The sequence below is a fragment of the Chitinophaga niabensis genome (assembly GCF_900129465.1).
In the GTDB taxonomy this organism is placed as follows: Bacteria; Bacteroidota; Bacteroidia; order Chitinophagales; family Chitinophagaceae; genus Chitinophaga; species Chitinophaga niabensis.
The window spans coordinates 102908-117430 of sequence record NZ_FSRA01000002.1 but is presented as its reverse complement, the minus strand read 5'-3'; the positions used below and the strand labels follow the sequence as shown (position 1 = coordinate 117430).

11 protein-coding genes are annotated in these 14523 nt (G+C 48.2%); 1 reads left to right on the top strand and 10 read right to left on the bottom strand.

Translation table 11 applies throughout. From position 1 onward, the window contains the following. The first annotated feature begins 49 nt into the window (after window positions 1-49). Window positions 50-1897, top strand: coding sequence for a M1 family metallopeptidase (locus tag BUR42_RS17395; protein ID WP_074240723.1), 1848 nt, complete (start codon window positions 50-52; stop codon window positions 1895-1897). A 35-nt stretch (window positions 1898-1932) separates the two neighbouring features. On the opposite strand, the gene BUR42_RS17390 is transcribed toward BUR42_RS17395, so the two are convergent. The 10 genes from BUR42_RS17390 to BUR42_RS17345 form a co-directional block, all read right to left on the bottom strand. Continuing rightward, a complete protein-coding gene (locus BUR42_RS17390) occupies window positions 1933-2604 on the bottom strand; it encodes a DUF1345 domain-containing protein (protein WP_074240722.1) in 672 nt (223 codons plus the stop codon). A 74-nt stretch (window positions 2605-2678) separates the two neighbouring features. Continuing rightward, window positions 2679-3122 (bottom strand): hypothetical protein, encoded by a 444-nt coding sequence (locus BUR42_RS17385; RefSeq protein ID WP_074240721.1) that lies wholly within the window; start codon window positions 3120-3122, stop codon window positions 2679-2681. A gap of 378 nt (window positions 3123-3500) precedes the next feature. Continuing rightward, on the bottom strand, window positions 3501-3980 hold the full coding sequence (locus BUR42_RS17380; RefSeq protein WP_074240720.1) for a GNAT family N-acetyltransferase: 480 nt from the start codon (window positions 3978-3980) through the stop codon (window positions 3501-3503). 14 nt (window positions 3981-3994) lie between these two features. After that, the gene (locus tag BUR42_RS17375; RefSeq protein WP_074240719.1) at window positions 3995-5422 is read right to left on the bottom strand and encodes a phytoene desaturase family protein; all 1428 of its coding nucleotides are present in this window, start codon (window positions 5420-5422) and stop codon (window positions 3995-3997) included. 1 nt (window position 5423) lies between these two features. Further along, window positions 5424-6632, bottom strand: a complete 1209-nt coding sequence (gene soxC, locus BUR42_RS17370; RefSeq protein WP_074240718.1) for a sulfite dehydrogenase — start codon at window positions 6630-6632, stop codon at window positions 5424-5426. A 6-nt stretch (window positions 6633-6638) separates the two neighbouring features. After that, a complete protein-coding gene (locus BUR42_RS17365; RefSeq protein ID WP_234979707.1) occupies window positions 6639-7151 on the bottom strand; it encodes a c-type cytochrome in 513 nt (170 codons plus the stop codon). Then, complete coding sequence (locus BUR42_RS17360; RefSeq protein ID WP_074240717.1) at window positions 7148-8761, bottom strand: hypothetical protein; 1614 nt, start codon at window positions 8759-8761, stop codon at window positions 7148-7150. The genes BUR42_RS17365 and BUR42_RS17360 overlap by 4 nt, the downstream gene beginning before the upstream one ends. Window positions 8762-8771: 10 nt before the next feature. Further along, window positions 8772-10073, bottom strand: coding sequence for a hypothetical protein (locus BUR42_RS17355; RefSeq protein ID WP_074240716.1), 1302 nt, complete (start codon window positions 10071-10073; stop codon window positions 8772-8774). A gap of 19 nt (window positions 10074-10092) precedes the next feature. Beyond that, the gene (locus BUR42_RS17350; protein ID WP_074240715.1) at window positions 10093-11433 is read right to left on the bottom strand and encodes a RagB/SusD family nutrient uptake outer membrane protein; all 1341 of its coding nucleotides are present in this window, start codon (window positions 11431-11433) and stop codon (window positions 10093-10095) included. A 5-nt stretch (window positions 11434-11438) separates the two neighbouring features. After that, window positions 11439-14465, bottom strand: a complete 3027-nt coding sequence (locus BUR42_RS17345) for a SusC/RagA family TonB-linked outer membrane protein (RefSeq protein ID WP_074243058.1) — start codon at window positions 14463-14465, stop codon at window positions 11439-11441. Window positions 14466-14523 lie beyond the last annotated feature (58 nt).

The window sequence follows — 14523 nt, the reverse complement described above, 5'->3', positions numbered from 1 at the left end:
TTTAATACCTGAATTGTAATATCTTCGGATACTTAACAAAATCTGCTTCATGAAATACGCAATACCGGTGGCCCTGCTCTTCTCAGCAGCTGCCTGTAATCAACCTCCTGCAACCCGGGTAGCCCAGGACGCTCTTGTAAATGTAAAAGACAGGCATACTTTGTCCAATGCGGACAGTATCAGCGTACAACACCTGGACCTGGATATTGCCGTGAACTTTGAAAAACACCTGATCAGCGGCAGCGCTGCCTGGACGATCGAGAACAAGGCCCAGGCTGCAACATTACACCTGGACACGGATGGGTTGACAATTGACAGTGTTACGGTAGACGGAAAGAAAGTAACACATACCCTTGATTCCGCATTACCTAACCTGGGCAGCAGGCTGAATATTCCTGTGGAAGCAGCTTCGCGCCAGGTGGTGATCTGGTATGGCACAAGCAGTAAAGCTACCGCCCTGCAATGGCTGGAACCCTCACAAACACTGGGAAAAAAGCAGCCCTTCCTTTATACACAATCTGAATCTATTTATGCCCGCACCTGGATCCCCTGTGCTGATGGGCCAGGCATACGTTTCACTTACAGTGCCCGCGTAACGGTACCTAAAGGCCTGATGGCTTTGATGAGTGCAGAGAATGCTCAGCAGAAGAATGATAGTGGCGTGTATCATTTTAAGATGGAGCAACCGGTACCTGCCTACCTGATGGCACTGGCAGTGGGAGATATTGGTTTTAAGTCTATCGACCAACGGACAGGCGTATACGCAGAACCGGCTATGCTGGAAAAAGCGCATTACGAATTTGCGGAAGTAGGTAAGATGGTGACCACGGCAGAGTCTTTATACGGCCCATACAGATGGGGGCGTTATGATGTGCTGGTATTACCTCCCGGCTTCCCATTGGGTGGTATGGAGAATCCGCGCCTCACTTTCTGTACACCTACTATCATAGCGGGAGACCGTTCACTGGTGAGCCTCATTGCACATGAGCTGGCGCACAGCTGGAGCGGGAACCTGGTAACGAATGCCACCTGGGAAGATTTCTGGCTCAACGAAGGATTCACTGTTTACTTTGAACGCCGCATTATGGAAGCCATGATGGGAGCCGATTATGCAGATATGTTATGGGAACTGGGTTACCAGGACCTGGAAGAAACCGTGAATGAGCTGGGCAGGGACAGCAGGGATACCTGGTTAAAACTGGACCTTACCAACCGCAACCCGGATGATGGTTTAACGGACATTGCCTATGAGAAAGGCGCTCATTTCCTCCGCCTGGTAGAAGAAACTACCGGCCGCGCCAGGCTGGATTCCTTCCTGCGTAACTACTTCGATACCCATGCATTTAAAACCATGCATACGGCACAGTTCCTGCAATATTTAAATGAGCACCTCCTGAAAGGAGATACTTCCTTAACCAATAAGATCAATATCGATGCCTGGGTATATGGCCCTGGCATTCCTGCCAACTGTCCGCGTGTACCGCAGAAACGTTTTGAAAAGGTAGATGCTGAACGCAAACACTTCCTGGAAGGAGCGCCGGTAGCAACAGAAGGATGGACTTCCCACGAATGGCTGCACTTCCTGCGTAAAATGCCTAAACCTCTAACAGCGGCGCAGATGGGGCAGCTGGATAAAGCTTATCATTTTACCCAAACGGGTAACAGCGAGGTGGCAGACCTTTGGTTCATTATGTCCGTAGCGGCAGATTACACGCCGGCATTCGGGAATATGGAAACCTTCCTGAGTACCGTAGGACGCCGCAAGTTCCTGACCCCTTTATATACAGAAATGATGAAAACGCCCAAAGGGCAGGAGATGGCTAAACGGATCTACTCAAAGTACAAACAGAATTACCATCCCATAGCACAGGAAACACTTAATAAACTGATCAAATGATCTTAAAAGGCCCCCGGTTATACCGGGGGCCTTTTTTATTTCTTCAATCCGGCTATCAGGTTGATGGTAAGCGCTACTACAAAGGTGTTCAGGATAAAAGACAAAAGTGCGTGCACAAGTGAGATCCGCCTGATGGTGCGGGATTCTATCTGTACATCAGATACCTGGAAGGTCATGCCGATCACAAAAGAGAAGTATGCAAAATCCAGGTAATCCGGTTTTTTCTCTTTGGGAAAATTAAGCCCTTCCGCATGTTTTGTATTATCGCCTATGGCATCGTCATAATATAAATGTGCGTAGTGTACCGTGAAGGTAGTATGTACCATTGCCCAGGAAAGTAACATCCCTCCAACGGCCACGGGTATATAAAGTGTATTGCTGGTATCTTCTGAGAGCATCAGCAGCAGTACCGTGAACATACTGGAAAAGGCAGCGACCAATATCACCAGGAATACATACAACCTGCTGCCATCATCTTCCCTGGCCACTTTCCTGATCTGTTCCGGTGGGCGGAAGAAAAAAACCGTCCAGGTTATGATAATGTAAGTCAGGGCAAATACATCCCAAAGTAAGGTGTATAATAACAGGGAGTTCAGTTCCGCATTCCTGGCAAAAAAGAAGGTGAGCAGTGCCAGGGCAAGGCTTATCAATATCTTGTACGTGGGGTGCGTGAAGATCAGCAGGTCAGTGATGCGGGTTTTAGTCATACTTAAAGTTAAAACAAACAGCTGTCTCTGCAAAGAGAGACAGCTGTGCTGAATTAAAAATGGCGTGATAAAACCTATGCTTTTTGCAGTTTCTTGAGTGTGGTCAGCGGGTTACCGTTCTGGGCCTTTAAAATGGTCCATTCGGTTTTGCTTTCCAGGGTGATCACATAAGTATTTTCTCCTTCAACATTGTATTCTACAATCGTTCTGATATTTTGATCAGGGAAATGTTTGATCAGTTTAGAGATCACATTTACCGGCAGCTCTACATCTGTAATATAACGGGAGGTAGCGATCAATTCGCCCTCTTTATTGAAGTGCGCAGTTACCTTGGAATTTTTAAGATTGAACTTGGCAATGGTGCCTTCTTCGGAATGATACCAGGCAACATCGGAAGCACCTGCAAATTCCCTGGTGAAAGTATTCATGGCCTTTTTGTTTTCCGTAACGTTGTCGTTATTTGCGAAAGCTGCACCGGCGGTGAACATGATAGCAAGGATAGTGATGATCTTTTTCATAATATTTTGTTTTTAGCGTTTTAAATTTTGCGTTGTTGTTGATGATGTAAAAGTAATCCGCGGTGAAGGGGGCAACAAGCTAATAGTTAGGAATGGTTCCATCGCGGAAGTGGGGCGAAATGGCTTGAATACCTTACTGGTAAAGGTTTATGAGGGATTGAAAAAGTGATGGGAAAGCAATGTTGTTACGGACGGTTGGTTCCGTTAAAAAGAGGATTTTCGAAATCGGACACGTATTCTCAAAAGCGGACAAAAAAGGGGTAGTTGAGGGCTGAAAATGAGTGTATTTAGGAGAAAAGTAAAAACAGGCATTCTCAAAAGCGGACACTTATTTGCAAAAATGAACGAAAAGAGGGCTTTTACGGGTGGTTTTTAGCCTTATAAGTCCTTCAGCATCCAGTTATCACAGCTGAAATGCCCTGTATTTCCCATAGGACCGTCCAGGTAAATGAAGCCCAGGTGTTCATATAGCTTCCGGGCCTTTTCCAGTGCGGGCATTGTTTCCAGGTAACATTGGGTATAACCGTTCTCACGGGCAAAGTCGAGGCATTGGGCAATCAGGGTGCGGGCAATGCCTTTCCCCCTGGTAGCAGGCAGCAGGTACATTTTCTGTAATTCGCAAACATGCTCCGGGCCTCCATCCAATGGATGAATGCCTGCACCTCCTGCAATCACACCATCTACCAGGGCTACAAAGTAAATAGCGCGGGGTTTGGCAAAAACTACGGACAAATGATCGGTAGCAGCATCCGCGAATGCGGTACCGGGTTTATTGGCACCGAATTCCGTGAGCGTACTTCTGACTATGTGTGCAATGGTAGCGTCGTCTTCCGGCTGAATGGGTCTGATAGTGATCATGCCGGCAAATTACATTATTTGCCGAACACATCTTTCAGGGCACGTTTGGCAGCATGATAACCACACATGCCATGTACGCCGCCACCGGGAGGAGTGGATGAGGAACATATATATAAACCTTTGGCGGATGTCCGGTAAGGAGAGGAACGTAATGCCGGCCGGGTGAAAAGCTGGGCAAGGTCCATGATCCCGCCATTGATGTCTCCCCCAATGTAATTGGCATTATATGCTTCCATATCTGCCGTGTTCATCACGTGTTTGGATAGGATGGTATCCCTGAAGCCGGGCGCAAAACGTTCTACCTGGTTTTCGATAATACCCGTCATGTCCTTAACAGAACCATTGGGTACATGGCAATAGGCCCAGGCTACCTGTTTGCCGGATGGTGCGCGGGAAGTATCAAAGAGGCTTTGTTGTGCCAGCAATACAAATGGTTTCTCTGCATGCCGGCCATTGGAAGATTGCTGCTCCGATAATCTGATCTCTTCCAGTGTGCTGCCCAGGTGTACCGTGCCGGCGGCTCTGCATTCAGGGGCTTTGAAAGGGATGGGTTGGTCCAGTGCCCAGTCTATTTTAAATACGCCCATACCGTAACGGTATTTTTCCAGCTGCCATTTATAAATAGAAGAGAAGCGGTGCCCTGCAATCTGCAGGAGTTGTTTGGGTGTTACATCAAACAATACGGTATGGGAAGAAGGTAATTGATCTAAAGAACGTATGTATTGGTCCACTTCGATCCTGCCGCCGATGGACAGGAAATAGGAAGCGAGTGCATTGGCGATGGATTGCGCACCACCTTTGGGAATGGGCCATCCCTGCCGGTGCCCTGCAATCATTAAAGCCAGTGCAATGGCAGAAGTGGAAGTATTCGTTAAAGGTTGTATGGCATGTGCTGCCATGCCTGCCCACAAGCCACGGGCTTTTTGTGTTTTGAACCGTTTGGCCAGGAAGGTGGCGGAGGTTAATGCTTTCAGGCCAAAGCGTGCCATGGCAAATGGATGTGCAGGGAAATGCAGGGGGCCTAATGCATCGTCCGCTATCAGCGGCCAGTCTTTCACCAGCGGCGTGATCAGTTGTTTATAACTTTGTGCATCCTCTCCCAGCAGGCGGGCAGTGTCTTCAATAGAATGCTGTAATACTGCGGCAGTTCCATCGTCGAAAGGATGGGCAGCATCAATGGGAGATTGAATGAATTGTAACCCGTGATCTTTCAGGGGAAGAGCGGAAAAGAAAGGAGAGCTGAGCGCCATGGGATGAATGGCAGAACAAACGTCGTGCACAAAACCCGGCAGGGTCAGCTCCTTAGAGCGTAAGCCACCGCCGATGGTACTTTTACCTTCTATCAGCAAAACGGCCAGGCCGGCCTGTTGTAAAGTAATGGCGGCTGCAAGCCCGTTTGGTCCTGCGCCTACAACAATTGCGTCATAATCCCTTTTCTCCATACTATTTCCATTTTTCCGGTTTGAACAATACCTGTCCGTCTCTTTTTATTATCCAGGCCGTTACGGGGTTGAGGTGATAACCTCCCATATCTTTACCCCTTGCGGCTACGAGTTGTTTTAAAGTAGGCTGGCTATAGCCGGTTTCGTCTATAGCCCTGCTCATGATCTCTGTTTCGCTCCCATCCCAGTGCCAAAGATACCGGAAAGCTACGTGTGCTTTATCCAGTACCGGCTCCTGTAATTTTGCCAGGTACCAGTTCTTCCCGGCATCTGTACTGATCTCTACGGCTGTTATTTTACCGCGGCCACTCCAGGCAATTCCTCTTATCTCCACCCATCCTTTTTCCAGTTGTACAGGATAGGCGGGGAAAGTAATGATGGAACGGGCATCCATATCAAAACTGAACTGGCGGATCTTGCCATCTTTGATCTCTTCTGTGTATTTGGATGTTTCTTCACGGGTCATGAACGGCTGATCTGATAATTCAATGCGCCTGATCCATTTCACATTGGTGTTCCCTTCCCAGCCCGGGAGGAATAACCTTGCAGGATAACCCTGCTGCGGGCGGAGGGCTTCTCCATTTTGCCCATAGGCGATCATGGCATCGTCCCAGCCTTTCTTTACGGGAATACTACGCGTCATCACGGCAGCATCCGAGCCTTCTGCAAGAAACCAGGTGGCTTTAGGATGTACGCCTACTTCCCGGAAAAGTGTGGAAAGCATTACGCCTGTCCATTCACTCTGGCTGGTTAAGCCGCAGATCTCCTGGGGCGTCATTTTCTCTTTACCCGATCTGAAGTTACCGGAACATTCCAGAAAAGCAATGCGGGACACGGAAGGAAATCTTTTCAGGTCTGCCAGTTTAAAGATCATGGGTTTGTCTACCATGCCATGGATCAGTAGTTCATAGCGATGCGGATCAATGGCAGGCACTCCTCCGTGATGCCGTTCAAAATGAAGGTCCGAAGGAGTGATGGTGCCGAAGAGGTCCTGCAGCGGCGTGCGGGAGGAAGTATCTGAAGTGATCTTCAGCGGTTGCTCGAAGGGAGAACGTGTACCTATTTCCCCTGGAGGTGGACCGGGTTTTTTTGTAGGGTCCGCAGTTTGCACGGGTACCAGTTGCCCGGAAGCTATCTTCATAAAGGCCAGTGAAGCTGCTGCTGCGGCTCCTGCCAATAATGTGCGGCGTTTGATCTTCTTTTCTTCCATATGTGCTTACTTTACCTCCGGCCCGCCCTGCCTGTCGTCATTCACAAAATGTTTACGTGCGGGCATTACGATAGCAGGAAGAGTGCGTTTATTCATCTCCGTAGTGGAATCAATGATCTTGTTGGCATGTAACAAAAAGGCGGTGATGCTGTATACTTCACTATCCGTTAAAGAACCTGGCTGGTTATATGGCATGGCCCTGCGCGTATAGTCGAACAGGGTAGTGGCATAAGGCCAATAGTTGCCGATGGTTTTTGCCCTGGTGGTATCATCTATAGCGCCTACCAGTACATTGTAGGGTCCTTCAATACCTGTTTTGCCATGGCAGAGCGCACATTTTGCAGCATAGATCTCCCTGCCGGTACGAACGGTGCCGCTGCCTTCCGGCAAACCCGTTCCATCCGGGCGAACATCTATGTCCCATGCCTTGATCTCTGCGGCAGTGGCTGCCCTGCCCAGGTTGAAACGTACGGGTTCATTACATGCCGCAAATGCGAAAACGATCAATAAGTATCTCAATATTTTCCGGCTTTTAAACTGCTTTCAGACAGGGCATATTTCCTTTGCACTTTATCCAGCACTACATAAATGGAATCTTTGTTTTCATTGATGCCATGCAGGATGATCCTGTTACCATCTTTTGTATCGTATTGCAGGATCATGCGGTTCCTTTTTTCATTGTTCTTTGCGGTGGCAAACTCCCTGTTCCTGCGGGTGGAAGCAGCGCGTGGATCTATCCTGTTCACTTCATCCTGCCATACTTCCTTAGGGATCCAGTTATCCGTTAATGCAGCAGTAGCGGTAAGGCTGCTATCTGCTTTCAGGTTACGGGCTGTTCCGCCATCTCCGCCTACGCCTGCTGCGCGGTTCCTGCGTTCGGGGTTTGCTTTGAATTTATCCTGGAGGTATAATACATGGTTCTTTGGATCTGCATAGTAATGGAAAACCCGTTGGCCTCCACCTACACCCGCCACTTCAAATGTCCTGTTGAGGTCTCTTTGCGGATCGCCGCCGCCATTGGATAGATCGAGGAATACCGGGCGGTTCACGCGGAAGGTGAAAGTGGTCCAGTCTTCAAAAGTGGCTTCCTGCCAGCGCACGGAATCCAAAGGAGAATAAGGGATCACCTGGTTATTGAGCCGGAATTCCGTTACGGTGTAATTACCGCGTAATTCTTTTTCTCCGGCAACGGATGGTTGTTTATAAGGGTCGTACAGGAAGTTGATCAATTGAAGGTAGAAGAACCAGCCGAGGAAAATAAAGAGGGTTGCTGCTTTGATCCCAAAGCGGGTGTATTTTTTCCATCCGGAGAAATCAGGATAGAAGTTAACGGGAACGGTATAACGTTCCAGGATGAGCAGGTTGTATAATTTAGGCAGATCATTTATCAGCAGGAAGGCGGCCAGTAATACAAAGTAACTGCTGTATACGTGTACACCACCATCGTATGCAAAGTTCACATACACAATATCCCCCAATGCAGCGAATAACAGGATGGCGCCGAGCGTGGTGGTTTTTCTGAAGAGTAATAATGAACCTGCTGTTATTTCAACAACACCGGCAAAGATCTGGTACCAGGGCACAATGCCTACAGACAGCCAGTATATTTTCTGCGCAGTAAGATCACCAAAGTTGGTGTTGAGGATACCGAGGGAAGGGTAGGGCATTTGTACCGGCAGTAATTTAGTGAAGCCGAAACCTATGATACCGATCCCTGCCCTGTAACGTACTATCGCCCGCAGCCAGTAATAGAGCACATTGTATTCTTCCCGTTCTGTTTTTCTCCATTGCACAATGGCGGTCCAGAGGAAACCTCCGGCTATGGCAATGATGGCGGTGGTGATCCAGTTGGCATAACCCAGGAGATTACTGCCAAAGATGCTATCACCAAATAAGTTGATGCCGGAACCAAAGCGGGCAATATCATAGAGATCACGGTAATGCAGATGCGTCCAGTCTATATTCAGTACCAGCTTGTACCATTCCGTACTGTTGGGAATGCAGATGGCAATGAAGAATATAAATGCTATCCGGAAGAGCACTTTGTGCCATGGTTTCCAGGTATCCACCGGGGTTGTTGTGGTGGTAGTACGGGCATCCTGTTCAAGGACAGTTTCAATAACTGACATAGTAATAGATTTATAGTTTGATAGATTTCCTGCGGCCTTCGCGGGCCACTTCTTCCAGCAACCATTTTTTAGGGACCTTGTCCAGCACCACATAAAGTGAGTCATTGCTGAGCAAGAGCTTTGAATCATTCAGCCTGCTGTAATGCAGTACCAATTGTTCTCCTTTGTAGTGTTTGTTTTTATTATGAAGTGTGAGTATCTGTTTGAGTGTGTCCACATCATAACTATAATAGTGCCTGCCGGCGGTGCCTTCCAGTTCATAGGTCCTGTTGTTTTCCGGGGCAGATACGCTTTCTGTATTATTGGAATCAATGATCACGGGGCGGTTGGAACGGATGCTGATGGTGGCCCATTTTTCAAACACCACATCCTGCCATCGGACGGGATCTGTTTTGGAATAGGGCAGTGTATCCTGGTTCCTGCTGAACTGTGTAACATTGTAGATCCCTTCAGTACCTGTTAAACCTGCGGTGGTTGGGAACTGGTAGGTTTGGCTCATGGAGAGCTTAAAGGCATAAGCGGGTACAAAGAAAAAGATAACGAATGATTTCAATGCCAGCCTGCCATAACGCTGCCAGTTCTTTGTGAGTGTTACATGGAAGCGGTTGGGGAAAGCAGGCTTTTGCAGGATGAGTAACTGAAACAGCCGCTTGATATCAAAGCTGAGTACAAAGAGTGCCAATGTGATCAGGTATAAGCTGTATACCTGTTCGCCACCTTCATAAGCAATGTTGGACATAAACACATTCCCTGTAAAGATCAATACAATAAAGGCGCCTACGCTGGCTGTTTTCCTGTATAGTAATAACCCGCCGGTAATGATCTCCACGAGGCCCAGGAAAGACTGATAGTCCGGCACGATGCCGAGGCTCAGTGAGAATAACTTCCACCTTGTATAATCACCATAGTAGGTATTGAGGTTACTGAGAGAAGGGTACGGCGCCTGCAGCGGGTAGAATTTCAGAAAGCCATAGGCAAATAATGCAATGGCCAGCCGGTAACGCAGGGCTACCCGTATCCAGTAATAGAGGCGGTCATATGAAATACGTTTATCACGGTCTATGTAAGTCCAGATGGCAGTGCCAACCAGTGCAACCAATGCTATGATCCCCCAGGCAGAAAAATACGGCGGGTGATAATGCGCTATGTTGAAGATATCTCCATAATGCAACACCGTCCAGTTAACGGAAGAAAAGTACGCGGGGTCTAATGGTACAACCTGCAGCAGGAAGTAAATGAAGAAGAACCGAAAGAAGATCTTCTCCCGGTTGTTCCACTCCACGGCGGGAGTTGTGTGATGTAGTTCAGGCATATGCAAAAGCTTTTACTGTTTAATAACCATCGTTTGGTTCAAGGGCAGGATCTATGGTCAGTTCATTGGCCGGAATAGGCAGCACATATCGTTTGGCATCTGTAAGGTTCAGTACAGTTGCTGCCCTGCCGGTTCTGATAAGATCGTACCAGCGGTGTGGTTCAAAAACAAATTCCACTCTCCTTTCATTTTCAATGGCCAGCAACAGGTCTGCTTTAGTAGCTGCGGTGCTGGCTGTAAGACCTGCCCTGTCGCGCACGGCATCCAGGTCTTGTTTGGCCTCAATGTTTTTTTCCAGGTTGGCGCGTGCTTCTGCCCTGATCAGGTATAATTCTGCAATCCGGATAAGATAGGCAGGATCGGTGGCAGGGCTGCGGTAGTATAGATTTGCGTACCAGAGCCCTGCCGAGGTTTTGGCTAAGAGGGTGTTCCGTGTACCGCCAATGAGCGGGTCATTTAATAAAGCGATCACGGCATTGTTGGGAGCAATCTGGCGTGTACCACCATTAGCAGGTGGCTGCCATTGACTCCTGTGCGCACTGGTATAAGTAGCACTGTAGGATAATTCGAATACGGATTCTTTTGTGGCCACTGCACTGGCTGGTGTAAAGAAAGAATTGAAAGGTTTCAGCAACTGGTAATTGGTAGTGTTGCTGATCACTTTAGCCGCGTAATTTTCTGCCAGTGCCCATTCTTTCTGATAGAGGTGAAAACGCGCACGTAAAGCCCACACGGTTTCTTTGTTCACTCTAACGGGGTTCTGTACGGTGGGTAATGCCAGTAAAGGTTCTGCTGCTTCAAGGTCTGCCAGTACCTGTGCATAGGTTTGTGCCAGTGTGCTGCGTTTTATTCCTTTTTTATCAGCTGCTGAAGTGGTAGGTGTAAGTACGATCTGTACACCACCCCATGTACGGGCAAGATCAAAATAAGCCAGTGCGCGAATGAAACGTGCTTCACCGATCAGTTGATCACGCTCTGCAGCAGTAAGCGATGCGTCCTTTAGTTCAGGCACCTTCACGATCACATTGTTGGCTTTATTGATAGTGGCATAAATGGCCACCCATACAGCAGCAACGGTAGCATTATCTGCTTTTACCTTGTGATCAATGAATTGCTGTACGATAGATTGTGAGCCCGTCCATTGAATATTATCGCCGGAGAGATAACCTACAGACTGAAAGGAGTTACCATAATAACCATCCGATGCCAGTCCTCTGTACACACCGCGTAAAGCCGCCTGTGCAGATGCTTTGTCAACAATTGCCACATCATCGGGGATGGAATCCTTTGGTTTTACTTCCAGGAATTTGTTGCAGGAAGTGAGTGTTGCAAGCAGGAGTATATATTGTAGTGTTTTCATGGTTATTACAGTGTTACGTTAAGGCCAAATTGAAAGGAGCGGGGCTGTGGTGGTGTACCGATATCAAGGCCCTGGATGTTCTGGTTACTGCTCACATTCAGTTCGGGATCTGGTCCGGAATAATTGGTTAATGTGAAGAGGTTGCTGGCGGTGAAATAAACACGCACGTTTTGCAGTTTGGGGATCTTTGGCAGCTTGTAACCAAGTGTGAGCGTACGCAGTTTCAGGAATGAACCATCTTCCAGGAAGCGGCTGTTCTGCTCCAGTGTATAGTTATTGCCGAAAGCGGTGAGGCGTGGTACATCTGTTATGTCACCCGGTTTCTGCCATCTCCTGAGCTGGTTGGCAAAGAGTACCCGGTTCGCATCGCGTGTTCCGCCACCTTCTCCGAAGAAACGGTTCAGGTTGAAGATATCATTCCCATATTGGTAGCTGATCAGTACGCTGAGGTCAAAACCTTTCCAGGAGAGCGTATTGTTCAATCCGCCAAAGAATTCAGGCGCAGCATTTCCCAGGATCTGCCGGTCTGCCACATTGATGCTGCCATCTTTTACCACATCTTCAAATACGGCATTCCCTGTTTGCGGATCTACATACAACTGTTTGTATAACCAGAAGGAATAGAGTGAATATCCTTCCTGGATGCGCACCCAATCCCTGCTGTATTGATTAATGGGGATAGGTAGTTTTTCTACCCTGTTCACATTCCGTGAAATATTGAAACTGCTGGTCCAGCGGAAGTGGCGCGACTTTACATTCACGGAATTAATGGATAGTTCAAATCCTTTATTACTGATCTCACCTGCATTGGCATAGTAAGAAGTATAACCGGTGATAGCGGAAACAGGTAATTGCAACAGATTGTCCGTTGTATATTTTGAATAGACATTGAATTCAATACCCAGGCGGTCTTTTAAAAGGCCGAGATCAATACCGGCATTGAGTTGCCTTGTTTTTTCCCATTGCAGATCAGGGTTGGCCAGTTGCTGTGGTGCCGTACCGGGTTTATCTCCACTGCTGTTATCAGGATAGCCGGCGCCACCGGTCCAGTTTCCCTGGGCTGCGAAATTGTTGATACCGTTCTGATTACCGGTAAGCCCAGCGCTGACCCTTACCTTCAGGTCGCTGATAGCATCCAGTCCTTTCAGGAAAGGTTCTTCTTTCAGGCGCCAGCCAGCTCCGAGAGCAGGAAAGTAACCGAACTTCCTGTTCTCTCCGAAGCGGGAAGAGCCGTCTGCGCGGATGGTGAATTCCAGAAAATATTTATCAGCATAACTATAATCTATCCTTGAAAAGAAGGAAGTGAGGTTGTATTTCGTCCAGGTTTGAGAAGCAGTTCTGGTAGCTGCGGCAGAAATGAGGGTGAAGGCATTGCCCGGGAAACCGGAGCCTTGCGCAAAAGTGCTTTTAGTGATATTGCTCTGGATGGTATTACCGACAAGAATGCCAAGGTCATGTTTACGGCCAAACGTTGTACGGTAAGAAAGTGTTTGCTCATTGATCCAGGTACTGTTCTGTGTGATATTGGAAGTAGCAAGGCCATTAGTGGGTGCTGCGCCTAACTGCATCTGGTCGTTCCAGTATTCTGATTCATCATAATTGTTATAGTCCAGGCTCCAGCTGCTGCGGAATTTTAAACCGGGAAGCAGTTCAGCATCCACATAAAGATTACCGATATAGCGAAGGCTTGTGGTGTTCACATTGTAGTTGTCGATCAGTACCTGCAGGTTGTCGAACCCGGCCCAGCGTGCAGGCGTGCCATCTGCATTCACTTCCGGCAGGTAGGTGGGCGTATGGAGGGCTGATTGCAGCATGCCACCTGCAGGGCCATCACCTGTTCTGCCCTGGTTCCTGTAGGAACGGGTAAGGCCATTGCTCACACCTACCTGTACCTTGCTATTGAGCTTATGGTCCACATTCAGGCGGAAGCTTCCACGGTTAAAGCCCAGTGGTTTTACAATAGCTTCCTGGTCCGTATAACTTGCGCCAATGAAATATTTTGTGTTGGCACCACCACCGCTGAGAGCAACATTATAGTTGCTGATCCTTGCTGTGCGGAATAATTTACTGAGGCGGTCGTATGTTTTCTGCTCTTCCGGTAAACCTCTGCCTCCCTGGCTGACAGGGCGGAATGGAGGTAGCGCATATTTTGTTTTATCTGCGGCGCTGGTAGCATCTGCGAGTGAGTTAGCGTAGAACTCATTGATGAGTGTAGCATGCTCAGGGCCTGTAGTGAGGTCCCATAGTTCCGCTGCTTTTGCCCAGCCGGTTGAATAGCTAACGCTAACGGTTGGTTTAGAATTGAAGTTGCCGCGTTTAGTGGTAATGATCACTACACCATTTGCTCCTCGGGCACCATAGATAGCAGTGGCACTGGCATCTTTCAGGATCTCTATATGCTGGATATCATCCGGGTTGATGTCTGCAATGGGAGAAGTAGCACGGCCGCCGCTGTTAACGGTTTGCAGGCTGGTATTGTTGATGAACACACCATCTACGATGTATAAGGGATCATTGCTGGCATTAATGGAAGTAGTGCCGCGCACGCGTACAAAAGCACCATCGCCGGGGATGCCGGTATTGGAATTGATCTGTACACCGGAAGCTTTTCCCTGCAGTTGTTCATTGAAACCAGCCACCGGAATATCTTTCACTTCCGCAGCATTGATGGAAGAGATGGCGCTTGTCAATGTCTTTCTTTTTTGTGTACCATATCCTACCACTACAATTTCATCGATCGTGCGATTGCCCGGTTGGAGGGAGATCTGTGCATTGGCTGCACTGATCTTCACATCCCGGCTTTGATAGCCAACAAGACTAACAAACAGCACATATTCTTTTGCTGTACCGGGGATGGTGTATTTACCATCTGCGTCAGATACGATCTCTGTGTTAGAACCTTTTATAAAGATGCTGACGCCCGCCAGGGGTTGTTTGCTAACGGCATCTGTAACAGTGCCGCTCAGTGTCGGGGCTTGCTGCGCCCAGCTGTACGAGCTGATAAACAGGAGAAGAACATAAAACTGTTTCATAAAATAGATTACTGGTTGGAAGAAAGCAGCGGCCTGGGGAAACACGGAGGCCTCACCA